The following is a 26,219-nucleotide window of genomic DNA, read 5'->3' as shown; positions in this document are numbered from 1 at the left end:
TCACCCGGACGGCCCGGCCGACCCCCGGACCGTCGCCAAGGAACACCAGGAGTTGATGTTGTGATCACCATGCCCGCCCGGAAGCCGCGGCGCAGTGCCGCGGCGACCCGCCGCACGGCCCTGCTGCTCGACCGCGCGGCCATCAAGCGCGACCTCGCCGACGAGACCTACGACGTCCTCGTCATCGGCGGCGGCGTCACCGGGGCGTACGCCGTGCTCGACGCGGCCTCGCGCGGGCTGCGCGCGGCGCTGATCGAGAAGGACGACTTCGCCTCCGGCACCTCCTCGAAGTCCTCGAAGATGATCCACGGCGGACTGCGCTACATCGAGCAGGGCAACGTCAACCTCGTCCGCCACTCCCTCCTGGAGCGCCACCGCTTCCGCAAGAACGCCCCGCATCTGGTGCACCGCCTGCCGTTCCTCTTCCCGATCCTGGAGAAGGAGGGCGTCTTCGACGCCCGCCTCGCCAAGGGCTTCGAGGGCCTGCTGTGGACGTACGACCTGGTCGGCGGCTGGCGCATCGGCAAGCTCCACCAGCGGCTGACCGTCCCCGAGGTCCTGGCGCAGGCCCCGACGCTGCGCGCGGACAACCTCAAGGGCGGCCTGGTGTACTTCGACGCCCGCACCGATGACGCCCGCCTCGTCCTCACCCTCGTCCGGACCGCCGCCGCGCTCGGCGCGACGATCCTCAACGGCGCCGCGGCCACCGCGCTGCTGATGCAGGGCGGCAAGGCGTCCGGCGCCCGCGTCACCGCCGACGGCGACGCGTTCGACGTCCGCGCCCGCGCCGTCGTCAACGCCACCGGCGTCTGGGCCGACCAGGTCGACGCGATGGCCGATGAGCACCACGCGCCGCAGGTCCGCCCCGCCAAGGGCGTCCACATCGTCGTGCCGTGGGACAAGGTCCGCATCAACTGCACCGTCACCGTGCCGATCCCCGGCCGCGCCCGCCGCGCCACCTGCACCCGCTGGGGCAACAGCGTCGTCCTCGGCACCACCGACGAGGACTACCAGGGCTCGCCGGACGACGTGCACTGCACCCGGCAGGAGATGGAGTTCCTGCTGGACGGCGCCAACACCGCGTTCGAGGGCAAGCTGACCCCCGATGACGTCGTCGGCTCCATCGGTGGTCTGCGTCCGCTGGTCGGCGGCAAGGAGGGCGCCACCCTCGACATGCGCCGCGACCACCACATCACCCTCGGCACCGGCGGCCTGGTCACCGTCACCGGCGGCAAGCTCACCACCAGCCGCCACATGGGCGAGCTGGTCATCGACAAGGTGATGACCGTCCTCGGCCGCAAGGCCCCCAGCCGCACCGTCAAGCTCCCGCTGCTCGGCGGCGCGGGCTACGACGCCGAGGCGGTCGCCGCGTCCGGTGGTCTCGCCGCCCACCTCGGCGAGCGCTACGGCACCGAGGCCCGCTTCGTCGGCGACCTCATCCAGGACGACCCCGCGCTCGCCGAACCCGTCGTCGCCGGGCTGCCGTACACCAAGGCCGAGGTCGTCTACGCCGCCCGCGCCGAACTGGCCCGCTCCGTCGACGACGTCCTCTCCCGCCGCACCCGCGCCCGGCTCTTCGCCCGCGACGCCTCCGCCGCCGCGGCACCCGTCGTCGGCGCCCTGCTCGGGCAGGAACTCGGCCTCACCCAGGACGAGGTGGACCGCTCGGTCGCCGCGTACCTCGACTCCGTCCGCCACGAAAAGACCGTCCTCCTCGAAGGAGCAGCAGCATGATCAGCCGTCAGACCATCACCCACCCCTTCAACCGCGGCAACTACACGGTCGGCGCCCCCAGCTTCGCCAAATGGGCCAAGGACCGGCCGGTCGGCGACGGCCCGGCCGCGCTCCAGAGCGACCCGGTCGAGGTCCCGGAGGCCGTGATCGAGGCGCTGCGCGGCGCCGCCCGCGCGGTGCACACCACCCGCGACGAGGTCGTCACCCGCACCCGCGACTGGTGGGCTGGTTCGATGATCGGCGAGACCGAGGGCCGCCCGGCGACCCCCGACGCCGTGATTGTCGAGGCCGCCGACGCCGACCAGATCGCCGCCGTCCTGCGCATCTGCCACGAGGCCGGGATCCCCGTCACGCCGTCCGCCGGGCGCTCCAACGTCACCGGCGCGGCGCTGCCCGTCTTCGGCGGCGTCGTCCTGGACGTCTGCGGCCTCGACGCCATCACCGGCTTCGACGCCGAGTCGAACGTCGTCGACGTCCAGGCGGGCATGTTCGGCGACCTCTTCGAGAAGCAGCTCCAGGAGGAGTACGGCGTCACCACCGGCCACTGGCCGTCCGCGTTCGCCGTCTCCACCGTCGGCGGCTGGATCGCCTGCCGCGGCGCCGGTCAGCTCTCCACCCGCTACGGCAAGATCGAGGACATGGTCGTCGGCGTCGACGTGATCCACGCCGACGGCACCCGCGCCACCTACGGCGACTACACCCGCGCCGCCGTCGGCCCGGACCTGCGCCAGCTCTTCATCGGCTCCGAGGGCACCCTCGGCGTCATCGTCGGCGCCCGGCTGCGCGTCCACCCGCTGCCCACCTACGCCAAGGCCGTCGCCTTCGGCTTCGCCACCTTCGCCGAGGGCCTGGACGTCTGCCGCAAGATCATGCAGCGCGGCGCCACCCCGGCCGTCCTGCGCCTGTACGACACCCTGGAGTCGGGCACCCACTTCGGCCACCCCGAGACCAACCTCCTGCTCATCGCCGACGAGGGCGACCCCGCCATCGTCGACGCCTCGATCGCCGTGGCCGCCGACGTCTGCGCCGCGTACGGCCCCGAGCTGGACAGCGACGCGGTCTTCGCACGCTGGCTGGACGAGCGGATGCTGGTCGGCAAGTCCGCGGACGGCTTCACCCCCGGCCCCGGCTTCGTCGCCGACACCCTGGAGATGGCCGCCTCCTGGACCGATCTGCCGGTCATCTACGACGAGGTCGTTGCCGCCATCCAGTCCGTCGAGGGCACCCTCGCGGCCTCCGCGCACCAGTCCCACGCGTACACCGACGGCGCCTGCGTCTACTTCTCGCTCCGCGGCGACGTCGCGCCCGAGGCGCGCCGCGACTGGTACCGCGCGGTGTGGGACGCCGCCAACGCCGTCCTCATCAAGCACCGCGCGGCGCTCAGCCACCACCACGGCTGCGGACTGCTGCGCGGCCCCTACCTGGAGGAATCGCTCGGCGCCGGCTTCGCGACGTTCGTCGCCGTGAAGAACGCCCTGGACCCGGAAGGGATCCTCAACCCTGGCAAACTGGGCCTCCCCAGCCGCTTCGGGACGTCCCCGCTGAGCTGACCCGGAACGCCCCGGCGGGCCCGGTCCACCGGCCCGCCGGGGCGCCCGGCGGCTCCCTCCTTCCCGCTCCACCGGAAGGTCCCCTTCACCGGAAGGCTCCGCCATGGCCCCCTCTCCCCGGTCCGGCGCCCCGCTCGACGCCCGGCTCACCTCGGTCCTCGCCGAGGTCCCGGTCGTCGCGTCGGTCGTCGGCAGTCAGCCGCTGCGGCAGTTCCTGACCGCACCGGCCAAAATGTGCATCCTCGCGTCGTTCGCCGTGGGGCAGTTGCCCCAGGTCGTCCCGGCGCTGGGCCGGGCCGGGAAGACCGTGTTCGTCAACGTCGACTCCAGCCCCGGGCTGGCCCAGGACCGGGGCGCGCTGGAGTTCCTCAAGGACCTCGGCGCGCACGGTGTGGTGAGTACCCGGCTCTCCCTCATAGAGAAGGGCCGGCCGCTCGGCCTGCTGACCGTCATGAAGGTCTTCGTCACCGACCGTTCCAACCTGCGCCGCTCCCTGGACGCCGTCTCCCGCGGCGCGCCCGACCTCGTCGAGGTCATGCCCGCCCCGATCATCGGCCGGATGAACGTGCAGTCCCGCCGCGTGATGTCCCCGTCGATCGCCGCGGGCTTCGTGGAGTCCCCGGCGGACGTCGCCCTGGCGCTGGCCCAGGGCGCCACCGCCGCCGCCACCTCCGATCCCCGCCTCTGGCATCTGCGCCGCGACCAGCTCCCGCCGGTCCCGCCGTCCGCCCTCAAGAGGCCCGCACCACCCCAGGAGTAACCCCCATGACGTACGTGGTCATCGCCCGCTACCGCACCCTTCCGGACGCCCACGACACCGTTCTGCCGCTCCTCGACGCCATGGCCACCGCCTCCCGCGCCGAGGAAGGCTGCCTCGGCTACCGCGTCCACCAGAGCACCGAGAACCCTCGCGACCTCGCGCTGTACGAGGAGTACCGCTGCGAGGCCGACTTCGCCGCGCACTGCGCCTCCGGGCATTTCCAGGACCTCGTCCTCGGCAAGGTCGTCCCGCTGTTGGAGAGCCGCGAGGTGCTGCGCTGCGCGCCGCGTGCGGAGGTGGCCGCGTGAAGACCCGCGCCGCCGTCCTGCGGACCGTCTCCACCGACCGCCCGTACGCCACCACCGCCCCGGTCGCCGTCGAGGAGCTGGAGCTGGGGGCGCCCCGCGAGGGCGAGGTCCTGGTCAAGATAGCCGCGGCCTCGCTGTGCCACTCCGACCTCTCCGTCGTCAACGGCGACCGGGTCCGCCCGCTGCCCATGGCGCTCGGCCACGAGGCCGTCGGCGTCGTCGTGGAGACCGGCCCCGGTGTCCGCCGGGTCACGCCGGGCGACCATGTCGCGCTGGTCTTCGTGCCGAGCTGCGGCTCCTGCGCCGACTGCGCCCAGGGCCGCCCCGCGCTCTGCGCCGCCGCCGCGGCGGCCAACGGCTCCGGCGGGCTGCTGCACGGCCCGTCCCTGCTGACCGACGCGGCGGGCGAGCGGGTCCACCACCAGCTGGGCGTCTCCGCCTTCGCCGAACATGCCGTCGTCGCGCAGGAATCCCTCGTCCCGATCCCGCGCGATGTGCCGTTCGCCGTCGCCTCGATGTTCGGCTGCGCGGTCCTCACCGGTGCCGGCGCGGTCATCAACACCGCGGCGCTCCGCCCGGGCCAGTCCACCGTCGTCTACGGGCTCGGCGGCGTCGGCCTGTCCGCGGTGCTCGGCGCCCGCGCCGCCGGGGCGTACCCGGTCGTCGCCGTCGACCCGGTGGCCGAGAAGCGTGAGCTGGCGCTGCGCCTCGGCGCCTCGCACGCGTACGCCCCCGACGAGGCGCCCGCCGCGATCCGCGAGCTGACCTCCGGCGGCGCCGAGATCGCCGTCGAGGCGGTCGGGTCGCCCGCGGTGATGGCCGTCTGCCTGGACGTGGTCGGCCGCGGCGGCAAGGTCGTCTCCGTGGGGCTGCCCGCCCCCGGCCGTGCGCTGGAGGTACCGGCGCTGGCCTTCGCCGGTGAGGGCAAGTCGCTGCTCGGCTCGTACATGGGTGACGCGGTCCCCAGCCGCGACATCCCGCGCTTCCTCAACCTGTGGCGCGCCGGTCTGATGCCGGTCGAGCTGATGCACACCGGCACCCTGCCGCTGACCGGCATCAACGACGCCCTGGAGGAGCTGGCCTCCGGCCGCGCCATCCGCCAGGTCCTCGACACCAACGGTCTGCTGGGCGACTGACCGCCCCTCGAACGCGGGGCCCCGCCCGGGTGGCCCCCCCCGCGCCGGGGGGCCCCCGGTGCGCCCCCGCGCCGGGGGGCCCCGGGGGGGCGCCCGGGGGCGGGGGGGGGGCGCGCCCCCCCCCCGCCCCCCGGGGGGGGGGGCGCCCCCCCCCCCCCCCCGCCCCCGCCCCCGCCCCGTTTCCGCCCGGTCGCGGCGCTTCCCGGGACGGCGCACGGTGAAAGGGAGGGCCGCGCGTCCGTGAGACGGCCCGGCGGGTGTGCGGAGCATCAGCAGTGCAGGCGTCATCGTGAGACCACGGGCCGAGCCGCGAGGAGGAGTCACCATGACCGTCCCGCAGCCGCCCGGGCGACCCGGGCCGACCCACCCCGACCCCGTGCCGCCCACCCCGGGCCCGGGCCCCGGACCGCCCGGACCGATGCCCGGCCCCGGGCCGGGACCGGTACCCGCTCCGGGACCGGACCCCGTGCCCGGCCCCGTACCGGCCCCCGAGCCCGATCCCCTCCCGCCGCACCCGGCCCCGCCGACTCCGGGCCCCACGCCCGGTCCGGCCCCCGACCCGGTACCGGCGCCGCACACACCCTGAGCCGGGATGCGCGGCCCCTTCCGTATTTCTGGAACGCGTTCTACTGTGCCCTGGCCCGGTATCCGACAGGGCGTCAGAATCCGTCGGTCCAAGCCCTGTTGAGGGCATGACCACACGGACACGGAACGTACGGGACGAAGGGGAGGGGCCGTGCACCTCGCATACACCCCCGCACAGCAGCGGTTGCGCGCCGAACTGCGCGGCTACTTCGCCGCGCTGGTGCCGGAGAACACCTACGCCCACGACACCGACCCCGCCGCCCGCAAACGCTTCTACCGCGACACCGTGCGGCGCCTCGGCGCGGACGGCTGGCTCGGCGTCGGCTGGCCCAAGGAGTACGGCGGCCGGGGCATGACGCCGATGGAACAGTTCCTCTTCTTCGACGAGGCGGCCCAGGCGGGCGTCCCGCTGCCGCTGATGGCGCTCAACACCGTCGGCCCCACCCTCATGCGGTTCGGCACCGACGAGCAGAAGGCGTACTTCCTGCCCCGCATCCTCTCCGGCGAGATCGACTTCGCCATCGGCTACAGCGAACCGGACGCCGGAACCGACCTCGCCGCGCTCCGCACCCGCGCCGTCCGCGTCGGCGACGAGGACAGCGGCCACTACGTGGTCGACGGCCAGAAGATCTGGACCACCAACGGCGACACCGCCGACTGGGTCTGGCTCGCCGTCCGCACCCGCGACACCGCCGACGGCACCCCGCCTCACAAGGGCATCACCCTGCTCCTCGTCCCGACCGACGACCCCGGCTACTCCTGCACCCTCATCAACACCCTCGCCTCGCACGACACCACCGCCAGCCACTACGACCACATCACCGTGCCCGCCTCCCGCCGCGTCGGCCGGGAGAACGAGGGCTGGCGGATCATCACCAACCAGCTCAACCACGAACGCGTCACCCTCGCGGCCCACGGCACCATGGCCATCCGCGCGCTCCACGACGTCCAGCGCTGGGCCGCCGCCACCCGCCTCACCGACGGCCGCCGCGTCATCGACCTCGGCTGGGTCCGCAACCGCCTGGCCCGCACCCACGCCACCCTCGACGCCATGAAGCTCCTCAACTGGCAGATGGTCGACGCCCTGGAGCGCGACGCGCTCACCCCGCAGGACGCCTCCGCCGTCAAGGTCCACGGCTCCGAGGCCCGCCGCGACGCCTACGCCTGGCTGATGGAGGTCGTCGCCGCCGCGGGCCCCCTCAAGGAGGGCTCCACCGGCGCCGCCCTCCACGGCGACCTGGAACGCGGCTACCGCTCCGCCGTCATCTTCACCTTCGGCGGCGGCAACAACGAGATCCAGCGCGAGATCATCACCTGGATCGGGCTGGGGATGCCTCGGGTGCGGCGGTGAGGCGGGCGTGACCGCCCCGGCCGTCACCCCTGCCCCCGCCCCGCGTTGCGGAGCTGCTGCGGGACGAGCCGGAACGGCTGCGGCGCGCGGTGCCTCCCGGCGGGCGGGCGGCGGCGATAGCCTCGCCGGTGGCGGCCCCGAGCGCCGCCACCGGCAGGCCGCCGGGCCGGGGCCGGGAGGCGGCACAGACGAGGAGCGGACGCCGTGACCGACGAACCGAACGAGACCCCGGACAGCACCGCCGTACGGGTCGCCCTCTGGCGGGCGCTGCACGTGCGGGTGGACGCGGCGCCCCCGGTCCTCGACGACGAGACCGGGCTGCGGCTGGCGGACCCGGAGGAGGGGTGGCAGCGGCGCGGGGACATGGACCCGCGCGCCACGAGCGGCTTCCGCGCCGCCGTCGTCTCCCGCGCCCGGTTCGTCGAGGACCTCGTCACCGGCGAACTCGCCCGCGGCGTCGGCCAGTACGTCATCCTCGGCGCCGGTCTTGACACCTTCGCCCAGCGCCACCCCGAGACCGCCGACCGGCTGCGGATCTTCGAGATCGACCAGCCGGGCACCCAGGCATGGAAGCGCCGCCGCCTCATCGCCCTCGGCCACGGCGTCCCGGACCGGCTGCGGCTGGTGCCGGTCGACTTCGAGGCCGGCGACGACTGGTGGGCGCGGCTGGTCGACGCGGGCTTCGACCCCGCCCGGCCCGCCGTCGTCGCCTGCACCGGCGTCACCATGTACCTCACCGAGGAGGCCGTCGCGGCGACCCTGCGCCGCCTCGCCGGTCTCGCCCCGGGCTCGACGCTCGCCATGACGTTCCTGCTGCCCGCCGAACTCCTCGACGCCGCCGACCGCCCGGCGCTGGCGGCCACCACACCGCAGGCCCGGGCCTCCGGAACGCCGTTCCGCAGCTTCTTCACCCCGCAGCAGATGCTGGCGGCCGCCCGCGAGGCCGGTTTCCGCGACGTCCGCCATGTGGCCGGAACCGAACTCGCCGCCCGCTACTTCGCCGACCGGCCCGACGGCCTCCGCCCGTCCAGCGGCGAGGACTTCATGGTGGCCACCGTCTGACGACCGACGTCCGCCGGGCCCGCGGTGGTCCACCCCGGCTCCGGCACCCCGAGACACGGAGGACGATCCGCGATGACCGGCCGTCAACTCGCAGCGGCCCCGGAACGGGCCGCCGCACCACGTCTCCGGCTCGGCCTCGCCACCGGGGGCGGAGGGCACGCCGCCGGAGAAGGGCTACGCCGAGGCGTTCGCCGCGCTCTGCGGGGCCGTCGCGCCCCTCTCGCTGCTCACCGCGGTGCTGCTGTGGCACCTGCCGCTCGGGCGCCCGGCACCGCGGCGGACCTCCGCACCGCTGGTGCCGTCGCAGCCCGGCGAGGCGTAGCGGGCCCGCCGCACGGCGTCGGCGGCCGGCCCGGTGCTCCGTCCGCCGGTGCCGGGCCCGCTACTCCGCGCTCACCCGGTACAGCGCCGTCGCGTGCGGCGCCAGCGTGGTGGCGGTGAGGGGGCCGGTGGTGCGGGTGGTGCGGCCGGTGGTGAGGTCGCGTACGCGGTAGGAGTGCGCGGCGGGCAGTCCGGCGGCGGCCGCCGTGGTGGACACCGTGCGGGGCGTGTCGCCGGAGTTGAACAGCGCCACGGCCCGGTCGCCGCCGCGCAGCGGCTTCGACAGCACCGCCGCGTCCTCGTCGTGCCGCACCAGCTTGCCCTGGACGCCCAGCGGGTCCTGGTCGACGGCGATGATCTCCTTGTTGCCGAGGACCCGCAGCGCGGCGGGGGAGAGATGCGTCAGATCGGTGCTGGAGATCAGCGGTGCGGCCATCACCGCCCACAGCGCCATCTGGCTGTGGATCTCCGTCTCGGTCAGCCCCGAGTCGCCGGCCAGCAGAAAGTCCGGGTCGTTCCACCGGCCGGGGTGCTGCAACGCCGCCAACTGGGCGTTGTAGTCGAAGTTGTAGCGGATCGAGGACCACTTCGCGGCCGGGGTGTGCTTCTCCACCGCGATGTCCCGCCCCTCCCGCCAGAGGTTGCCGACCTCCCCGGACCAGCCGATGACCCGGTGCCAGAGCGCATCGCCCTCGTACTGGAAGTACGCCGGGGCGGACACCGAGAAGGCGATGGGACGGCCGGTGGCGCGCAGCGCCCGGCTCATCTGCCCGTAGACGTCGCGGTAGGTCTCCTCCTTGGTACGGCCCGGCGCTGTCGGTACGTTGCAGCCGTCGAACTTGAGGTAGTCGACCTTCCAGCTCGCGAACAGGTCGGCGTCCTGCTGGAAGTGGCCGAGGCTGCCCGGGTACTTCTCGCAGGTCAGCGTCCCGGCGTCGCCGTAGATGCCGAACTTCAGGCCCATCCGGTGCAGTTGCCGCCCGACGTACGCCATACCGTGCGGGAACTTCGCCTGATCGGTCACCAGCTCGCCCTGCGGGCCGCGCTGTTTCCGCGTCCAGCAGTCGTCGACGGTGACGGTGTCGTACCCCTTCGCCGCCAGCCCGCTGCGGACCAGCGCCCGGGCGTTGTCGAGGATCACCTTCTCGTTGACGTCGCACAGGTAGTACGACCAGTTGTTCCAGCCCATCGGCGGGGTCGGCGTCAGATCGGGGTACCGCTCCGCGCCCCGATGGGCGGCGGGCGCCGGGTCCGCGGACGCCGGGGCGGTGGCCGCCGGCAGGCCGGTCGCGCAGACCGCCGCGGCGGTCAGTCCGACGACGGCACGGCCGGAACGGGAAACCGGAGGAATACGCACAGGGCACCTCACGAGGGACGAAGCGGGGCGGGATCGGCCGGAGGCTAGGACCGCACCCGGGGCCGGTCAAGACACCCCGCCGCAAGCTGACGGGGATTCAGCCGCCGGGGCCCGGCGCATGGCCGGGGCGGGGCGCTGCCCCTCCGGCCCGGCGGGCGTTGCCTGTCCGGTCGGCGCTGCTGCCCTCATGGCCATGGCGCCCCGCCGCGCCGTCGGCTATCCAGGAAGCCCACCCGATTCGTTCCGTAGAGGGAATCCATGCGCGCCCGCGACGCGGCCGACCGGCCCGCACCCACCGCCTCTCCCACCCGCTCCGCCGTCCGTCCGCCCGTCTCCCGAACCCCCGCGCCGCCGTCGCACGCCGCCGGTGCGCCGCCCCAGGCGCTGGCGGCCCTTCAACGCACCGCGGGGAACGCCGCCGTCGTGCAGATGCTCCGCGCGGACGGTCACCCCTGGGCCCAGGAGGAGCACCGGCACGGCCCCGGCTGCGGGCACCCCGCGGTGCAGCGGTCCGCCGTCCACGAGGTGCTGCGCACCGCCGGGCGGCCCCTGGACGAGGACACCCGCACGGACATGGAGGCCCGGCTCGGCGCCGACTTCTCCGACGTCCGCGTCCACACCGACCCGGCGGCCCGCAGCTCCGCCGCCGAGGTCGGCGCCCGCGCCTTCACCTCCGGCAACCACATCGTCATCGGTGACGGCGGCGGTGACCGGCACACCCTCGCCCACGAACTCACCCACGTCCTCCAGCAGCGCCAGGGCCCGGTCGCCGGAACCGACGACGGCCGGGGCCTGAGCGTCAGCGACCCCGGCGACCGCTTCGAACGCGCCGCGGAGGAGAACGCCCACCGGGTCCTGTCGGGGCCGGTGCCCGTACCGGTGCAGGAGCGGGCCGCCGCGTCCGGGCCGGCGCGGCGGGCGGGAGCGGCGGTGCAGCGGAAGACGGTGGCGAAGGGCGGCGGACTGGTCAAGGCCGGTCGCCACGATTTCAGCACCGGCCTGCAGAACGCCATGCCCGTGGGGCCCGGACAGGCCCGGTGCCACACCGTGTCGTACGAGACCCTCACCGCCGGCGTGATGGAGGCCGTCAACAAGTGCCTGAACGGCGAGGACGCGGTCGGCTATCTCTACGGCATGGTCGACGCGGTCTATCCGAAGGGCGGAAACCTGCTGGCGCACCAGCAGGGCCTGCCGACGGCGACGCAGTTGGCGGCGGTCTGCAAGACCGAGTTCAAGGCCGCGGAGACGGCGCTGAACGCGCTGAAGAAGCTCTTCCCGAAGGCGGGTTCGGCCTCGGCTGCCCAGGCGGCCCAGGCCGACAAGCTGGCCAACGACCTGATCAAGGCCCTCAACAACTCCCCGGCCAACCTCCGGCTCGGCGACGAGAACACCAACAGCTCCATCCAGAGCGGCCTCGACCTCGCACCGGCGCAGACCGGTGCCGTGGAGACGCTGGGCCCCGCCACGCTCATCGTCGACCAGTCGAAGCAGCCGATCGACGAGACGGCCCCCAAGACCAAGAAGCTCGGGAAGAGCCTGAAGGTGCTGCGGGCCGAGCCCGCCCACGAGCAGCAGGTCTGGACGCTGCTCACCCGGACCACGAGCAAGGCCGGCCAGCTGCACCTGTTCAGCTCCGGCCCGCTGCTCCAGAGCTCCGATCAGAAGGGGATGAAGACGGCCACCATGACTGCGAACCACCCCACCCCGACGGCCATCAAGGTTCCCGGGTCGAGCCCCGAGGTGTACTTCGTGTTCGATCTCTGACGCCCGAGGACCCCGGCGCACCGGCGCGCCGGGGCCCGGTGGCCGCCGGTACGGCCAGAGCTGACGCTGCGTCAGAAAACCTCTTCCCTCCTGCCGCCCCCTACGGCATCCTGCGCGCATGCAGACCGAGCTGAGCAGCACGCTGGGCGTCGCGCACGCCGTCTTCGGGTTCACGCCGTTCCCCGCGGTCGCCGCCGCGATCACCCGCGCCGGTGGCTTCGGCGTCCTCGGCGCGGTCCGCTACACCGCGCCCGATGAGCTCGCCCGCGACCTGGACTGGCTGGAGGCGCACACCGAGGGCCTGCCGTACGGGCTCGACGTCGTCATGCCCGCCCGCAAGGTCGAGGGCGTCACCGAGGCCGAGGTCGAGGCGATGATCCCGGAGGGCCACCGCCGCTATGCCGCACGGATCCTCGCCGAGCACGACGTACCGCCGCTCCCGGAGGGCGAGGCGTCCGGCTGGCGGATCACCGGCTGGATGGAGGAGGTCGCCCGCGGCCAGCTCGATGTGGCCTTCGACTACCCGATCAAGCTCCTCGCCAACGCCCTCGGCTCGCCGCCGCCCGACGTCGTCGCCCGCGCCCACGACCACGGCATCCGCGTCGCCGCGCTGGCCGGGAGCCCCCGCCACGCCCGTCACCACCGCGACGCCGGGATCGACATCGTCGTCGCCCAGGGCTACGAGGCCGGCGGACACACCGGTGAGATCGCCACGATGGTGCTCACCCCCGAGGTCGTCGCCGCCGTCGATCCGCTGCCGGTGCTCGCCGCCGGGGGCATCGGCACCGGCGAACAGATCGCCGCCGGTCTCGCCCTCGGTGCCCAGGGCGTCTGGCTCGGCTCGCTCTGGCTGACCACCGAGGAGGCCGAACTCCACTCGCGGCGCCTGACCGCCAAGCTCCTCGCCGCCGGTCCGGGCGACACCGTCCGCTCCCGCGCCCTGACCGGCAAACCCGCCCGTCAGCTGCGCACCGCCTGGACCGACGCCTGGGACGCCGCGGACGGCCCCGGCACCCTTCCGATGCCCCTCCAGGGCCTGTTGGTCGCCGAGGCCAACTCCCGTATCCAGCGCCACGAGATCGAACCGCTGCTGGGCACGCCCGTCGGCCAGATCGTCGGCCGGATGAACAGCGAACGCAGCGTGCAGGCCGTCTTCGACGATCTCACCCGCGGCTTCGAGAAGGCCGTCGACCGCATCAACCGCATCGCGGGCCGCGCCTGACCGCCGCGCCCGCCGAGGAGGCAGCACGATGACGGACCACTCCGCACCGCCCACCGGCTTCTGGGCCCAGGCCACCGCCGACCCGGACCGCACCGTCCTGATCACTCCCGACGGCGAGGAGTGGACCGCGGGCCGCCTGCACGCCGCGGGCAACCGCCTCGTCCACGGGCTGCGCGCCGCCGGACTGACCCGCGGCGACGCCTTCGCGGCCGTCCTGCCCAACGGCGTCGAGTTCCTGACCGCGTACCTCGCCGCGTCCCAGGCCGGTTTCTACTTCGTGCCCGTCAACCACCACCTGGTGGGGCCCGAGATCGCCTGGATCGTCGCGGACTCCGGCGCGAAGGTGCTGCTCGCCCACGAACGGTTCGCCGACGCCGCCCGCGCCGCCGCCGACGAGGCCCATCTGCCCGCCGGGCGACGCTACGCCGTCGGCACCGCCGAGGGTTTCCGCCCGTACGCCGATCTCCTCGACGGACAGCCGGACACCCCGCCCGCCGACCGCACCCTGGGCTGGGTCATGAACTACACCTCCGGCACGACCGGCCGCCCCCGCGGCATCCGCCGCCCGCTGCCCGGCACCCCGCCCGAGGAGACCCACCTCGGCGGCTTCCTCGGCATCTTCGGCATCCGGCCGTTCGACGACAACGTCCACCTGGTCTGCTCGCCGCTGTACCACACGGCCGTCCTCCAGTTCGCCGGTGCCTCCCTGCACATCGGCCACCGGCTGGTCCTGATGGACCGCTGGTCGCCCCAGGAGATGCTGCGGCTGATCGAGACCCACCGCGCCACGCACACCCATATGGTCCCCACCCAGTTCCACCGGTTGCTGGCCCTCACCGAGGAGGTCCGCGCCGGGTACGACGTGACGTCGATGCGGCACGCCATCCACGGGGCGGCGCCCTGCCCCGACCACGTCAAACGCGCCATGATCGACTGGTGGGGCGGCTGCGTCGAGGAGTACTACGCGGCGAGCGAGGGCGGCGGCGCGTTCGCCACCGCCGCCGACTGGCTCAAGAAGCCCGGCACCGTCGGCAAGGCGTGGCCGATCAGCGAACTCGCCGTCCTCGACGACGACGGCAACCGCCTGCCCCCGGGCGAACTGGGCACCGTCTACCTGAAGATGCGCACCGGCGGCTTCCGCTACCACAAGGACGACGCCAAAACCCGGCAGAACCGCGTCGGCGACTTCTTCACCGTCGGCGACCTGGGCTATCTCGACGAGGACGGCTTCCTCTTCCTCCGCGACCGCAAGATCGACATGATCATCTCCGGCGGCGTCAACATCTACCCCGCCGAGATCGAATCCGCCCTTCTCGCCCACCCCGCCGTCGCCGACGCCGCCGCCTTCGGCATCCCGCACGACGACTGGGGCGAGGAGGTCAAGGTCGTCGTCGAACCGGCCGACGGTCACACCCCCGGCCCCGGACTCGCCGCCTCCGTCCTGGAGTTCTGCGCCGGACGGCTGGCCGGATACAAGCTCCCCAAGTCCGTCGACTTCGTCCCCGCCATGCCCCGCGACCCCAACGGCAAGCTCTACAAGCGGCGGCTGCGGGCGCCGTACTGGGAGGGGCGGGAGACGACGGGGGCGTAGGAGGCCGACCGGCGCGCGCCGAGCGGGTGCGCGCCGGGGCCGAGCGCCCCTGCCCGGTGCCTTGACCCGGGCCGGGGCGGGGCCGAGGATCGCGCCATGACGGCAGCGCGCAGCAACACGGTCGACGGAGTCCTGCGACGCAGCGCGCGCCGGGTGCCCGGGCGGACGGCGGTGCGGTACGCGGACCGCGCCTGGACCTACCGGGCACTGGACGAGGCGGTGACCGCGGCGGCGCGGGTGCTCCGCGGGCTCGGCCTCGCCCCGGGCGACCGGGTCGCCGCCTACGGACGCAACTCCGACGCGTACCTCATCGGCTTCCTGGCCTGCTCCCGCGCGGGGCTGGTGCACGTCCCCGTCAACCACGCCCTCACCGGCGAGGACCTGCGCTACGTCCTCGGCCAGTCCGGCAGCTCCCTCGTCCTCACCGACCCGGCGTTCGCCACGCGGCTCCCGGCGGACCTGCCCGCCCTGCCGCTGCGGGACGCCCCGGACGGCCTGCTCGCCCGTATCGCGGAGCCACCCGGGGAAGCCCCGGACGCCGACACGGGGGAGACGGACCACGACGCCCCCGGGGACGACGGCGACGCGCTCGTCCAGCTGCTCTACACCTCCGGGACCACCGCGCTCCCCAAGGGCGCGATGATGACGCACCGCGCCCTGGTACACGCGTACACCAGCGCCGTCGTCGCCCTCGACCTCAAGGAGACCGACCGGCCGCTGCACGCGCTGCCGCTCTACCACGCGGCGCAGCTGCACGTCTTCCTGATGCCCTATCTGGCGGTCGGCGCCGAGAACACCCTCGTGGACGGGCCCGACGCCGGACAGCTCTTCTCGCTGGTGGAGACCGGCCGGGTGGACAGCCTGTTCGCGCCGCCCACGGTGTGGATCGGCCTGGCCCGGCACCCGGACTTCGCGGTCCGTGACCTCCGCGGACTGCGCAAGGCGTACTACGGCGCGTCGATCATGCCCGTACCGGTCCTGGAGCACCTCCGGGCCCGCCTGCCCGGTCTCGCCTTCTACAACTGCTTCGGGCAGAGCGAGATCGGCCCGCTCGCCACCGTCCTCGGGCCCGGGGACCACGCCGGACGGATGGATTCCTGCGGCCGCCCCGTGCTCTTCGTCGAGGCGAAGGTGGTCGACGAGGACGGCCGCGAGGTCCCCGACGGCGAGCGCGGCGAGATCGTCTACCGTTCCCCGCAGCTGTGCAGCGGCTACTGGGACAAGCCGGAGGAGACCGCCGAGGCGTTCCGCGACGGCTGGTTCCACTCCGGTGACCTGGCGGTACGCGACGCCGACGGCTACTTCACCGTCGTCGACCGGGTCAAGGACGTCATCAACTCCGGCGGGGTGCTGATCGCCTCCCGCCAGGTCGAGGACGCCCTCTATGCGCATCCGCAGGTGGCGGAGGTCGCGGTGATCGGCCTGCCCGACGAGCGGTGGATCGAGGCGGTCACCGCCGTCGTCGTCCGCACGCCCGCACCGGACGGCACGGACGGACCGGCCGGCGGACCGGTCGGGGAGCGGGAGCTGATCGACGCGGCACGGGCCCGGCTCGCCGGATTCAAGGTGCCCAAGCGCGTCCTCTTCGTCGACGCGCTGCCGCGCAACGCCAGCGGCAAGATCCTCAAACGGGAGCTGCGCGCCCGCTTCGCCGCCCGCTGACCGGCGGAGATCGCGGGCCACCGCGTGTACGGAGGGCGACTGTCAGTGCCCCCTGCCATGCTGGGAACCGGCCGGGGACACCACGGACGGTGACGGGGCGTCATCGCTCGGCGGGGCGTCGGCCACGGTTGCCGTGCGCCGTCCACCGCGTCACGGCGCGCCGACCGCAGCACCGTCACGGCACCGCACAGCCACTCGTCCGCGCAAGGCGAAGGACCTCGGAGGACCCATGCTGACCACCGACTACGTACCGGGCACGCCCAATTGGATCGACCTCGGCGCCATCGACACCGATGCCGCCGTCGCGTTCTACTCCGCCGTCTTCGGCTGGACGTTCCGGTCCGCGGGGCCCGAGGCCGGGGGCTACGGCTTCTTCCAGCTCGACGGCCGCACCGTCGGCGCGATCGGCCCGCTGACCGAGGAGGGCGCGACCCCGTCCTGGACCGTCTACTTCCACACGGCCGACGCGGACGCCACCGCCCGTGCCGTCGTGACGGCCGGGGGAGCGGTACGGATGGAGCCGGGCGACGTCTTCACCGCCGGGCGCATGGCGGCGTTCACCGACCCGACCGGCGCCGACTTCGGCGTCTGGCAGCCCCGGGAGAACCCCGGCCTCCAGGCCGTCACGGAGCCCGACACCCTGTGCTGGACGGAGCTGTACACCACCGACGACGCCGCGGCCCGGGAGTTCTACCGCACGGTTTTCTCCTGGAGCTATCAGGACATGCCGATGGGCGGCGGCCCGGTCTACGGCATCGTCTCCTCGCCCGGCGGCGGCAAGGGCGAGGACACCGGTCAGGGCGGCATCATGCAGCTCCAGAAGGAGCATCTGGACGCCGGTTCGGTCTCCGAATGGCATCCGTACTTCGGCGTCACCGACTGCGACGCCACCTTCGAGATGGCCACGGAGCTGGGCGCCCGCGTGCAGATCCGGCCCATGGACGTACCGCGCGTCGGCCGCATCGCCGCGCTCCAGGACCCGTGGGGCGCCCCGTTCGCGCTGATCCAGGGGGATCCGACGAGGGGCTGACCCGGTGTGGCGCCGGAGGCGTTCCCCGGCCTGCGGGCGGCCGGGGGATGGCTTCGTACGGTGGCGGGGGAGCCGGGGGAGCCGGGGACCGGGGCCGGCCGACGGGGCCGCCCGAAGCGACCCGCCGCCCGCACCCGGCCCGGCATGTCCCGCGTCACTCCCCCCGGGTCGCCGTGCCCAGCAGGGCCACCGCGGGCAGGGCAACGAAGCCGTCGCCCACCGCGTGGGCGGCCACCTTCCGGTCGTAGATCCGGCGTACCGCCGCGCGGGAGGCGGCGTCGAGATGGCTCAGGACGGTGCCGGTCATCGGGGTACCGTCGGCGACGTCGTGCCACCACTGGCCGGGGTCGACGCGGTGCAGCAGCCGCAGCGTCTCGACATCGGCGTCCGCGAAACCGGCCGCGTCCAGCAACCGGCAGAAGGCCGCGGGCCGTTCGGTGACGTCGTACCCGGCCAGGAACGGCGCGGCCTCGGGCGCCTCGGCGGGCCGGGGCACCCCGGACTCCGCCAGCGCCTCCCCGAACAGCGCCAGCGCCCGCATCGACTCCTGGTCCCAGCAGGTCAGCGCGGCCCGCCCGCCCGGCGCCAGCACCCGGCGCACCTCCGCGAGACCCGCGGCCGGGTCCCCCAGGTGGTTGATGACGAAGTTGCCGGTCACGGCGGTGAACTCCCCGTCGGCGAACGGCAGCGCGTCGAGGAGGGCGACGTGGACGTCGAGCCCGGGGTGCGCGGCCGCCGCGAGCGCGGCCATCTCCGGGGAGGCGTCCACCGCCGTCACCTCCGCGCCGCGCCGCAGCGCCGCGGCCGACACCGGGCCGGGACCGCAGCCCACGTCCAGCAGCCGAGTGCCGGGCCCGACGCCCGCGCCGTCCAGCAACGGCGCGACGAACCGGGTGGTGAGCCGGGCGAATCCCTCGCGATACGCATCGCTGCGCCCGGCCCAGCCCTCCCGCTCGAACCGGTCGAAGGATTCCGCGTCCCAGGTGGTCATGGCCGCTCCCGCCTTTCCTCGATGGCCGCTCATCGTGGCAGCCGGGACGCCTGGACGACCACCGGCCACCTCCCGGAACCGGCCGGATGGAACCGCGTCCGACCGGGCCGTCGGCCCCGTAGGCTCATCCGGCCGGGCCACGTACGACCGCCGGTCCCGGTACGGAGCGGTTCCGGAAGCCCGATACGAGAAAGGCCGAAAGGTGCAGCTGACCCCCTCGATACGCCGCCTCCTGCCCGCCGCCGCGAGCGCGGTGCTGCTGCTCGCGGGGGCGGGCGGAGCACACGCGGCCACCGCCACGGCGGGGGCGCACGCCAACCTGCCGCACGCCGCCCCGGCCCCGGGTGCGCCGTCCGCTGCGCCGCCCGCCGCGGGTGCGTTCGCCCACTCCCCGTACCGTCAACTCCGGCCGCTCGCCGCGCTGTCGGCCGAGCGGGCCGCCCTGGGTGACCTGGTGGCGGCGGCCAAATGGGGCACCGGCGCGCCGATCGACGACCCGGCACGGGAGCGGGAGGTACTGGACGCCGCTGCCGCGCAGGCCCGGCGGCTCGGCGCCGACCCGGAGGTCACCCGGCGGATCTTCCGCGACCAGATCGAGGCCAGCAAGAGCGTGCAGCGCGGCCTGTACCGCGCCTGGGAGGCGGACCCGGCGCGGGCGCCGCAGGAGCGGCCCGACCTGGCGAAGGTCCGCACCGAGATCAACCGCGTCAACGACTCCCTGGTCCGCGCCGTCGCCGCCTCCCCGCACGCCCGCTCCGCGCCGTACTGTCCGGTGGTCCTGGGCGTGGCCGCCGACCGGGTGCGGCACGAGGAGCGGCTGGACGCCCTGCACACCAGGGCGTTGGGACGCGCGGTGCGGTCGGTGTGCGGGGGGTGACGGGCGACGGCGCCCGAGCGCCCCTCACCCCTCGCCGTCGCCCCCCACCACCGCCTTCGCCCACCGGTAATCCGCCTTGCCGCTGGGCGACCGCTGGATGTGCTCGGCCACGACCACCGTGCGGGGGACCTTGTACCCGGCCAGGCGGGAGCGGCAGTGGGCGCGTACCGCCTCGGTGTCCAGGGGGGCCGCCCCCGGGCGGAGTTGGACGACGGCCGCGACGCGGCTGCCCCAGCGGGGGTCGGGGACGCCCGCGACCAGCGCGTCGTAGACGTCCGGGTGGGCCTTGAGGGCCTGTTCGACCTCCTCCGGGTAGATCTTCTCGCCGCCGGAGTTGATGCACTGCGAACCGCGGCCCAGGACCGTGACCACGCCGTCCGCGCCGACGGTGGCCATGTCGCCGAGCAGCACCCAGCGGTCGCCGTCCGCCTCGAAGAACGTCTCGGCGCTCTTGGCCGGGTCGTTGTAATAGCCCAGCGGTACGTGGCCGCGCAGCGCGATCCGGCCCACCTCGCCCGGGGCGACCGGTCGCCGGGTCGCCGGATCGACCACCGCCGTACGGGGATTGACCCGCACCCGGAACCCGCGGTCGGGCCCGGAGTCGTCGGTCGCCGTGCCGTTGAAGCCGGACTCCGACGAGCCGAAGTTGTTGAGCAGCATCGCCTGCGGCACCAGCTCGGTGAACTGCGCGCGGACCGTCTCCGACAGCACCGCGCCGGAGCTGGAGACGCTGAACAGCGAGGAGCAGTCGGTGCCGCGCAGCGGACCGGCGAGCGCGTCGGTCAGCGGCCGCAGCATCGCGTCACCGACCAGCGAGATGCTGGTGACCTTCTCCCGCGCCACGGTGCGCAGCACCTCCTCGGGCACGAACTTGCGGTGCAGGACGACCTTCTGGCCGAAGTGGAAGGCGATGAACGCGGTCAGCGTGGAGGTGCCGTGCATCAGCGGCGGCGTCGGGAAGAAGACGATGCCGTCGCCCCCGGCCGCCACCCGCTCCGCGACCTCCTCCGGCCGCCGCACCGGCTCACCCGTAGGGGCGCCGCCGCCCATCCCGGAGAAGAACAGGTCCTCATGCCGCCAGACCACGCCCTTGGGCATCCCGGTGGTGCCGCCGGTGTAGATGATGAACCGGTCGTCGGAGGAGCGCGGCGCGAATCCCCGCCCGGGGGACCCCATGGCCTCCGCGTCCGCGAGCGCCACCGGTACCGGCTCCGGCACCGGCGCGCCCTCGGGCGCCGGTCCGACCCGTACGAGATGGCGCAGCGCGGGCGCGTGCGGGGCGGCGGTGGCCACCCGGGCGGTGAACTCCCCGTCGAAGACCAGCGCCACCAGGTCGGCGTCCCGGTAGAGATAGGCCAACTCGTCCTCGACGTAACGGTAGTTGACGTTGACGGGGGTGGCGCGGATCTTCAGGCAGGCGTAGAGGGCCTGGAGGTAGGCGACGCCGTTGTAGAGGTGGAGTCCGACGTGGTCGCCGGGGGCGACGCCCTGCGCGGTGAGGTGGTGGGCGAGGCGGTTGGCGGCGCGGTCCAGTTCCGCGTAGGTCAGCCGCCGTTCGGCGCCGCTGCCCGGGTGGTCGGCGTACACCAGCGCCTCGCGGCCGGGGACCGCGTCGACGATCGATTCGAAGAGGTCGGCCAGGTTGTACTCCACGTCTCCTCCAGACCGTGCCGGGCGGCGGCTCGGCGGCCATTAGAGCGTCGCCCGCGGCAGCAGGGAAGGGCCGCGGCGAAGAAAACTGACTGAGTGTCAGAAAACTCTTGAAGTCGCCGTACCGCTCCTGCACCCTGTTCAGCGTCCACAGACGGGAGGACGGACATGGGCGGGACGGAACATCTCACCGTGCACCGCGAAGGGGCGACCCTGGTGCTCACCCTCAACCGGCCGGAGGCGAAGAACGCCCTGTCGCTGCCGATGCTGGTCGGCCTCCACGACGGCTGGCGCGCCGCCGACGAGGACGACACGGTCCGCTCGGTCGTGCTCACCGGAGCCGGCGGCACCTTCTGCGCGGGCATGGACCTCAAGGCTCTCGCCGGTGACGGCATGGCCGCAGGCCACTACCGCCAGCGGCTGCGCGACGACCCCGACCTGCACTGGAAGGCGATGCTGCGCCACCACCGCCCCCGCAAACCGGTGATCGCCGCCGTCGAGGGCCACTGCGTCGCCGGGGGCACCGAAATCCTCCAGGGCACCGACATCCGCGTCGCGGGGGAGAGCGCCGTCTTCGGCCTCTTCGAGGTCGCCCGGGGCCTCTTCCCGATCGGCGGGTCCACCGTGCGCCTGCCGCGCCAGATCCCCCGCACCCACGCCCTGGAGATGCTGCTCACCGGCCGCCCGTACCCGGCGCCCGAGGCCGCCCGGATCGGCCTGATCGGCCATGTCGTCCCCGACGGCGGGGCGCTGGCGAAGGCCCTGGAGATCGCCGAGCGGATCAACGCCTGCGGGCCGCTCGCCGTGGAGGCGGTCAAGGCGTCCGTGTACGAGACTGCCGGCCTGTCCGAGGCGGACGGCCTCGCCGCCGAACTCGCCCGGGGCTGGCCGGTGTTCGACACCGCCGACGCCAAGGAGGGCGCCCGGGCCTTCGCCGAGAAACGCCCGCCCGTCTTCCGGCGCGCCTGACCCACGCCCCGGCCCCCACCTCGCGCCCGGCGCGCGCCCCGCCGCCGGGGGCGCACGCCGCACCCCGCGCGCCCCGGCCACGCGCCTACCCAAGGAGCCCGCATGCCAGAGGTCACGCCCGAGCCCACCGCGCCCCCCGCCGAGCCGGAGGAGGTTTTCACCGCACCCCTCGTCGTGGAGTTCCCCTTCACCCGGTCGCTCGGCCCCGTCCGCGGCGCCTTCCTGACCGGGCTGCGCGAACGCACCGTCCTCGGCATCAAGGCCACCGACGGCCGCATCGTCGTCCCGCCCACCGAGTACGACCCGGACACCGGCGCCGAGCTGCGCGATCTCGTCGAGGTCGCCCCCACCGGCACCGTCACCACCTGGGCCTGGAACCCGTCCCCACGCCGCGGCCAGCCGCTCGCCACCCCCTTCGCCTGGGCCCTCGTCCGCCTCGACGGCGCCGACACCGCCCTGCTGCACGCCCTGGACGTCCCCGGCCCCGACGCCGTCCGCACCGGCATGCGCGTCCGCATCCGCTGGGCCGACGGCCGCACCGGCGCCGTCACCGACATCGCCTGCTTCACCCCGGACGACGACCCCGCCCCGGGACCCGCCCAACCGGCCGCCCACAGCGGCGAGTTCGCCGACCCCGTCACCGGCATCACCGTCCCCGCCCGGCTCGACTACACCTACGTGCCCGGCCGCGCCCAGTCCCGCTACCTGCGGGCCCTCGGCGAACGCCGCACCCTCGGCGAACGCTGCCCGTCCTGCCGCAAGGTCTACGTTCCGCCCCGTGGCGCCTGCCCCACCTGCGGTATCGCCACCGCCGAACAGGTCGAGGCCGGCCCCTGCGGCACCGTCACCACCTTCTGCATCGTCAACATCAAGGCCCGCAACCTCGACATCGAGGTCCCCTACGTCTACGCCCACATCGCCCTCGACGGCGCCGGACTGCCCCTCCACGCCCGCATCGGCGGTATCCCCTACGACCAGGTCCGCATGGGCCTGCGCGTCGAACCGGTCTGGCGCGACGACAGCCGCTACCCCGACCACTACCGGCCCACCGGCGAACCCGACGCCGACTACGACAGCTACAAGGAGCTGATCTGATGCCGGCCGCGCCCCGCGACATCGCCGTCGTCGCCTTCGCCCAGAGCGACCACGTGGCCGACAGCCACGAGGTCTCCGAGGCCGAGATGGTGATGCCCGTCCTCCACGACGTCCTGGACCGGACCGGCCTCAAGGCCCGCGACATCGGCTTCACCTGCTCCGGCTCCTCCGACTACCTCGCCGGACGCGCCTTCTCCTTCACCATGGCCCTCGACGCCGTCGGTGCCTGGCCGCCGATCTCCGAATCCCACGTCGAGACGGACGGCGCCTGGGCACTGTACGAGGCATGGGTCGCCCTCCTCACCGGCGAGGCCGACACCGCCCTCGTCTACGCCTACGGCAAGTCCTCCCCGGGCGATCTGCGCGAGGTCCTCACCCGCCAGCTCGACCCGTACTACCTCGCCCCGCTGTGGCCCGACTCCGTCGCCCTCGCCGCGCTCCAGGCGCAGGCCCTCCTCGACGCGGGCCTGACCTGCGAGGACGAGCTGGCCGCCGTCGCCACCCGGTCCCGCGCCGCCGCCGCGGACAACCCGCACGCCCAACTGCGCGGCCCCCGCCCGCAGGGTGATCACGTCGTCGCCCCGCTGCGCCGCGGCGACTGCGCGCCCGTCGGCGACGGCGCCGCCGCCGTGATCCTCGCCGCCGGGGACCGCGCCCGCGCACTCTGCGACCGGCCCGCCTGGATCCGCGGTATCGACCACCGCGTCGAGGCCCACTCCCTGGGCGTCCGCGACCTCACCGCCTCGCCCTCCGCCCGCCTCGCCGCCGACCGCGCCGGAGCCTTCGACCGCCCCGTCGACCTCGCCGAACTGCACGCCCCGTTCACCTCCCAGGAGATCGTGCTGCGCCGCGCCCTGCGGCTCGGGGACGGCGTCACCGTCAACCCCTCCGGCGGCGCGCTCGCCGCCAACCCGGTCATGGCCACCGGCCTGATCCGCATCGGCGAGGCCGCCGCCCGCATCCAGCGCGGCGAGAGCGGCCGCGCCCTCGCCCACGCCACCTCGGGCCCGTGCCTGCAACAGAACCTCGTCGCCGTCCTGGAGGGGGAGTCATGAGCAAGGAGCCCGTGGCCGTCGTCGGCATCGGCCAGACCGCGCACGTCGCCGCCCGCCGCGACGTCTCGCTCGCCGGACTCGTCCGGGAGGCCGCCCGCCGCGCCCTCGACGACGCCGCCCTCGACTGGCGCGACATCGACGCCGTCGTCATCGGCAAGGCCCCCGACTTCTTCGAGGGCGTCATGATGCCGGAACTGTTCCTCGCCGACGCGCTGGGCGCCGTCGGCAAACCCCTGCTGCGGGTGCACACCGCGGGCTCCGTCGGCGGCTCCACCGCGCTGGTCGCCGCCAACCTCGTCGCCGCCCGCGTCCACCGCACCGTCCTCACCCTCGCCTTCGAGAAACAGTCCGAGTCCAACGCGATGTGGGGCCTGTCCCTGCCCATCCCCTTCCAGCAGCCGCTGCTGGCCGGGGCGGGCGGCTTCTTCGCCCCGCACGTCCGCGCCTACATGCGCCGCAGCAAGGCCCCCGACACGATCGGCTCCCTCGTCGCCTACAAGGACCGCCGCAACGCCCTGAAGAACCCCTACGCCCACCTCCACGAGGCGGACCTCACCCTGGAGAAGGTGCAGTCCTCGCCCATGCTGTGGGACCCCATCCGCTACTCCGAGACCTGCCCCTCCTCCGACGGCGCCTGCGCGATGGTCCTCACCGACCGCACCGGCGCCGCCCGCTCCCCGCACCCCCCGGCCTGGCTCCACGGCGGCGCCATGCGCAGCGAACCCACCCTCTTCGCCGGGAAGGACTTCGTCTCCCCGCGCGCCGGACGGGACTGCGCCGCCGACGTCTACCGCCAGGCGGGCATCACCGACCCGCGCCGCGAGATCGACGCCGTCGAGATGTACGTACCGTTCTCCTGGTACGAGCCGATGTGGCTGGAGAACCTCGGCTTCGCCGCCGAGGGGGAGGGCTGGAAACTCACCGAGTCCGGCGTCACCGCCCTCGACGGCGACCTGCCCGTCAACCCGTCGGGCGGCGTCCTGTCCACCAACCCCATCGGCGCCTCCGGCATGCTCCGCTTCGCCGAGGCCGCCCTCCAGGTGCGCGGCCGGGCCGGGGACCACCAGATCGACGGCGCCCGCCGCGCCCTGGGTCACGCCTACGGCGGCGGCGCACAGTTCTTCTCGATGTGGCTGGTGGGGGCCGACCGGCCAGAGTGAGGCGGGCCGGGGCGGCGCCCACGGACGCCCGCGGGCCGCGGCTGCACCCGGCGGCCCGCCCGTGCCCCGCCGCCCCGGACGCCGCCCGGCGCATCCCGGCCGGGCCCGCCCGCCGACGGGCCACCCCCGGCACCGTCCGCCCTCACGGCCAGAGCAGTCCCTTCGACCACCCGTCGCCGTCGCGCCGGTACGCGAGCCGGGTGTGCCGACGGTCCCGGGAGCCCTGCCAGAACTCCACGTCCTCGGCGCGTACGGTGCACACCGTCCAGCCGGGTGCCACCAGTGAGGGATCGCGCGCCACCCGTTCGGCCGCGGTCTGCACCGCGGAGTCCCGCGCGTCGAGGCCGGTCAGCGGGGTGCTCTGGCGGCCCAGCAGCGCCTCGGCGCGCGCGTCCGCGCCGCGCGCCAGGAAGTCGGCGGCGGCCACCTCCGCGCTCTCCTCCACCACCGGGCCCCGCACCCGGACCTGCCGGGCCAGCGGCTGCCAGTAGAACGTCAGCGCCGCGTACGGCCGGGCGGCCAGCTCGCGGCCCTTGAGGCTGTCGCGGTGCGCGGCGAACCGCCAGCCGTCCGCGCCGAGGTCCTTGAGGATCAGCGCCCGTGCCGACGGACGGCCCTCGGCGTCGGCCGTGGACACCGTCATCGCATGCGGTTCGGGCACCTGGCGGCGGATCGCGTCCATCAGCCAGGTGGTGAACAGCGTCACCGGATCGCCGGGCGTGTCGTCGGGATCGAACGTCGGCAGCTCACCCGCGAAAACCGGGAGAGCCCGCAGCAGTTGCCGGATGTCGGTCATCTCGCCCCCTGACGGATGGAATGGGTGAGCCGGACGCTACCAAGAGGTACCCGGCCGGGGCGTCGTCCGCACCCATCGGTGCGGCGGCCGCACCCGCCCCCGCCCCCCGGCCGCCCCGCCCGCCGCCCCCCCCCGGGGGGACCCCCGGGGGGTAATAAAAAATAACGCAGTCGACCACAACTCAAAGTGATAT

At 74.3% G+C, this 26,219-nt stretch carries 21 protein-coding genes; 17 read left to right on the top strand and 4 right to left on the bottom strand.

The features are described 5' to 3' along the window. The first annotated feature begins 60 nt into the window (after positions 1–60). The 7 genes from ACFWWQ_RS27900 to ACFWWQ_RS27870 all read left to right on the top strand — a co-directional run bounded on the left by ACFWWQ_RS27900 (position 61) and on the right by ACFWWQ_RS27870 (position 8,486). Complete coding sequence (locus ACFWWQ_RS27900) at positions 61–1,734, top strand: FAD-dependent oxidoreductase (RefSeq protein ID WP_384601743.1); 1,674 nt, start codon at positions 61–63, stop codon at positions 1,732–1,734. Beyond that, complete coding sequence (locus ACFWWQ_RS27895; protein WP_384601740.1) at positions 1,731–3,284, top strand: FAD-binding oxidoreductase; 1,554 nt, start codon at positions 1,731–1,733, stop codon at positions 3,282–3,284. Before ACFWWQ_RS27900 ends, ACFWWQ_RS27895 begins: the two co-directional genes overlap by 4 nt. Positions 3,285–3,387: 103 nt before the next feature. After that, complete coding sequence (locus tag ACFWWQ_RS27890) at positions 3,388–4,044, top strand: glycerol-3-phosphate responsive antiterminator (RefSeq protein WP_384601738.1); 657 nt, start codon at positions 3,388–3,390, stop codon at positions 4,042–4,044. Positions 4,045–4,049: 5 nt separating this feature from the next. Continuing rightward, positions 4,050–4,352, top strand: coding sequence for a putative quinol monooxygenase (locus ACFWWQ_RS27885; RefSeq protein WP_384601735.1), 303 nt, complete (start codon positions 4,050–4,052; stop codon positions 4,350–4,352). Continuing rightward, complete coding sequence (locus ACFWWQ_RS27880; protein ID WP_384601732.1) at positions 4,349–5,488, top strand: zinc-binding dehydrogenase; 1,140 nt, start codon at positions 4,349–4,351, stop codon at positions 5,486–5,488. Before ACFWWQ_RS27885 ends, ACFWWQ_RS27880 begins: the two co-directional genes overlap by 4 nt. 736 nt (positions 5,489–6,224) lie before the next feature. Beyond that, positions 6,225–7,424 (top strand): acyl-CoA dehydrogenase family protein, encoded by a 1,200-nt coding sequence (locus tag ACFWWQ_RS27875; RefSeq protein WP_384601729.1) that lies wholly within the window; start codon positions 6,225–6,227, stop codon positions 7,422–7,424. Positions 7,425–7,628: 204 nt separating this feature from the next. Then, the gene (locus tag ACFWWQ_RS27870) at positions 7,629–8,486 is read left to right on the top strand and encodes a class I SAM-dependent methyltransferase (protein ID WP_384601726.1); all 858 of its coding nucleotides are present in this window, start codon (positions 7,629–7,631) and stop codon (positions 8,484–8,486) included. A gap of 382 nt (positions 8,487–8,868) precedes the next feature. Here ACFWWQ_RS27870 and ACFWWQ_RS27865 read toward each other — a convergent pair whose 3' ends face one another. Further along, positions 8,869–10,164: a glycoside hydrolase family 27 protein gene (locus tag ACFWWQ_RS27865; RefSeq protein ID WP_384601723.1), complete on the bottom strand. Its 1,296-nt coding sequence runs from the start codon at positions 10,162–10,164 to the stop codon at positions 8,869–8,871. Positions 10,165–10,422: 258 nt separating this feature from the next. On the opposite strand from ACFWWQ_RS27865, the gene ACFWWQ_RS27860 reads away from it, so the two are divergent. From ACFWWQ_RS27860 to ACFWWQ_RS27840, 5 genes are all read left to right on the top strand, one after another. Then, positions 10,423–11,928 (top strand): DUF4157 domain-containing protein, encoded by a 1,506-nt coding sequence (locus tag ACFWWQ_RS27860; RefSeq protein ID WP_384601721.1) that lies wholly within the window; start codon positions 10,423–10,425, stop codon positions 11,926–11,928. Positions 11,929–12,046: 118 nt separating this feature from the next. Continuing rightward, positions 12,047–13,150 carry an NAD(P)H-dependent flavin oxidoreductase gene (locus tag ACFWWQ_RS27855; protein WP_384601718.1) on the top strand — a complete coding sequence of 368 codons (1,104 nt, stop codon included), beginning with the start codon at positions 12,047–12,049 and terminating at the stop codon, positions 13,148–13,150. Between the two features lie 28 nt (positions 13,151–13,178). After that, a complete protein-coding gene (locus ACFWWQ_RS27850; protein WP_384601715.1) occupies positions 13,179–14,741 on the top strand; it encodes an acyl-CoA synthetase in 1,563 nt (520 codons plus the stop codon). 96 nt (positions 14,742–14,837) lie between these two features. Next, positions 14,838–16,403, top strand: a complete 1,566-nt coding sequence (locus ACFWWQ_RS27845; protein WP_384601712.1) for an acyl-CoA synthetase — start codon at positions 14,838–14,840, stop codon at positions 16,401–16,403. Positions 16,404–16,632: 229 nt separating this feature from the next. Then, a complete protein-coding gene (locus ACFWWQ_RS27840) occupies positions 16,633–17,433 on the top strand; it encodes a VOC family protein (protein ID WP_384601710.1) in 801 nt (266 codons plus the stop codon). Between the two features lie 154 nt (positions 17,434–17,587). On the opposite strand, the gene ACFWWQ_RS27835 is transcribed toward ACFWWQ_RS27840, so the two are convergent. Next, a complete protein-coding gene (locus ACFWWQ_RS27835) occupies positions 17,588–18,424 on the bottom strand; it encodes a class I SAM-dependent methyltransferase (RefSeq protein ID WP_384601707.1) in 837 nt (278 codons plus the stop codon). Between the two features lie 202 nt (positions 18,425–18,626). Between ACFWWQ_RS27835 and ACFWWQ_RS27830 the strand changes: the two genes are divergently transcribed. Beyond that, positions 18,627–19,301 (top strand): chorismate mutase, encoded by a 675-nt coding sequence (locus ACFWWQ_RS27830; protein ID WP_384601705.1) that lies wholly within the window; start codon positions 18,627–18,629, stop codon positions 19,299–19,301. Positions 19,302–19,325: 24 nt separating this feature from the next. On the opposite strand, the gene ACFWWQ_RS27825 is transcribed toward ACFWWQ_RS27830, so the two are convergent. After that, on the bottom strand, positions 19,326–20,954 hold the full coding sequence (locus ACFWWQ_RS27825; protein ID WP_384601702.1) for an acyl-CoA synthetase: 1,629 nt from the start codon (positions 20,952–20,954) through the stop codon (positions 19,326–19,328). A 165-nt stretch (positions 20,955–21,119) separates the two neighbouring features. Between ACFWWQ_RS27825 and ACFWWQ_RS27820 the strand changes: the two genes are divergently transcribed. From ACFWWQ_RS27820 to ACFWWQ_RS27805, 4 genes are all read left to right on the top strand, one after another. Continuing rightward, positions 21,120–21,920, top strand: a complete 801-nt coding sequence (locus tag ACFWWQ_RS27820) for a crotonase/enoyl-CoA hydratase family protein (protein ID WP_384601698.1) — start codon at positions 21,120–21,122, stop codon at positions 21,918–21,920. A gap of 102 nt (positions 21,921–22,022) precedes the next feature. Beyond that, positions 22,023–23,015 (top strand): Zn-ribbon domain-containing OB-fold protein, encoded by a 993-nt coding sequence (locus ACFWWQ_RS27815; protein ID WP_384601695.1) that lies wholly within the window; start codon positions 22,023–22,025, stop codon positions 23,013–23,015. Further along, the gene (locus tag ACFWWQ_RS27810; protein WP_384601692.1) at positions 23,015–24,070 is read left to right on the top strand and encodes a thiolase domain-containing protein; all 1,056 of its coding nucleotides are present in this window, start codon (positions 23,015–23,017) and stop codon (positions 24,068–24,070) included. The genes ACFWWQ_RS27815 and ACFWWQ_RS27810 overlap by 1 nt, the downstream gene beginning before the upstream one ends. After that, a complete protein-coding gene (locus tag ACFWWQ_RS27805; protein ID WP_384601689.1) occupies positions 24,067–25,230 on the top strand; it encodes a thiolase domain-containing protein in 1,164 nt (387 codons plus the stop codon). The genes ACFWWQ_RS27810 and ACFWWQ_RS27805 overlap by 4 nt, the downstream gene beginning before the upstream one ends. A gap of 142 nt (positions 25,231–25,372) precedes the next feature. Here the strand turns inward: ACFWWQ_RS27805 and ACFWWQ_RS27800 are convergent, their stop codons facing one another. Next, positions 25,373–26,026 carry a pyridoxal 5'-phosphate synthase gene (locus ACFWWQ_RS27800; protein ID WP_384601687.1) on the bottom strand — a complete coding sequence of 218 codons (654 nt, stop codon included), beginning with the start codon at positions 26,024–26,026 and terminating at the stop codon, positions 25,373–25,375. Positions 26,027–26,219 lie beyond the last annotated feature (193 nt).

The organism is Streptomyces sp. NPDC059080 (assembly GCF_042739975.1).
In the GTDB taxonomy this organism is placed as follows: domain Bacteria; phylum Actinomycetota; class Actinomycetes; order Streptomycetales; family Streptomycetaceae; genus Streptomyces; species Streptomyces benahoarensis.
Note: the sequence above shows the minus strand (reverse complement) of the source record. Positions and strands in the feature narration are given on the sequence as shown.

What these genes read in the sequence shown, in the direction of transcription:
- ACFWWQ_RS27810 (WP_384601692.1), top strand. Translation starts at nt 23,015, where the DNA reads ATGCCGGCCGCGCCCCGCGACATCGCCGTCGTCGCCTTCGCCCAGAGC.
- ACFWWQ_RS27820 (WP_384601698.1), top strand. Translation starts at nt 21,120, where the DNA reads ATGGGCGGGACGGAACATCTCACCGTGCACCGCGAAGGGGCGACCCTG.
- ACFWWQ_RS27850 (WP_384601715.1), top strand. Translation starts at nt 13,179, where the DNA reads ATGACGGACCACTCCGCACCGCCCACCGGCTTCTGGGCCCAGGCCACC.
- ACFWWQ_RS27860 (WP_384601721.1), top strand. Translation starts at nt 10,423, where the DNA reads ATGCGCGCCCGCGACGCGGCCGACCGGCCCGCACCCACCGCCTCTCCC.
- ACFWWQ_RS27885 (WP_384601735.1), top strand. Translation starts at nt 4,050, where the DNA reads ATGACGTACGTGGTCATCGCCCGCTACCGCACCCTTCCGGACGCCCAC.
- ACFWWQ_RS27835 (WP_384601707.1), bottom strand. Translation starts at nt 18,424, where the DNA reads ATGACCACCTGGGACGCGGAATCCTTCGACCGGTTCGAGCGGGAGGGC.
- ACFWWQ_RS27845 (WP_384601712.1), top strand. Translation starts at nt 14,838, where the DNA reads ATGACGGCAGCGCGCAGCAACACGGTCGACGGAGTCCTGCGACGCAGC.
- ACFWWQ_RS27895 (WP_384601740.1), top strand. Translation starts at nt 1,731, where the DNA reads ATGATCAGCCGTCAGACCATCACCCACCCCTTCAACCGCGGCAACTAC.
- ACFWWQ_RS27890 (WP_384601738.1), top strand. Translation starts at nt 3,388, where the DNA reads ATGGCCCCCTCTCCCCGGTCCGGCGCCCCGCTCGACGCCCGGCTCACC.
- ACFWWQ_RS27800 (WP_384601687.1), bottom strand. Translation starts at nt 26,026, where the DNA reads ATGACCGACATCCGGCAACTGCTGCGGGCTCTCCCGGTTTTCGCGGGT.
- ACFWWQ_RS27815 (WP_384601695.1), top strand. Translation starts at nt 22,023, where the DNA reads ATGCCAGAGGTCACGCCCGAGCCCACCGCGCCCCCCGCCGAGCCGGAG.
- ACFWWQ_RS27840 (WP_384601710.1), top strand. Translation starts at nt 16,633, where the DNA reads ATGCTGACCACCGACTACGTACCGGGCACGCCCAATTGGATCGACCTC.
- ACFWWQ_RS27805 (WP_384601689.1), top strand. Translation starts at nt 24,067, where the DNA reads ATGAGCAAGGAGCCCGTGGCCGTCGTCGGCATCGGCCAGACCGCGCAC.
- ACFWWQ_RS27855 (WP_384601718.1), top strand. Translation starts at nt 12,047, where the DNA reads ATGCAGACCGAGCTGAGCAGCACGCTGGGCGTCGCGCACGCCGTCTTC.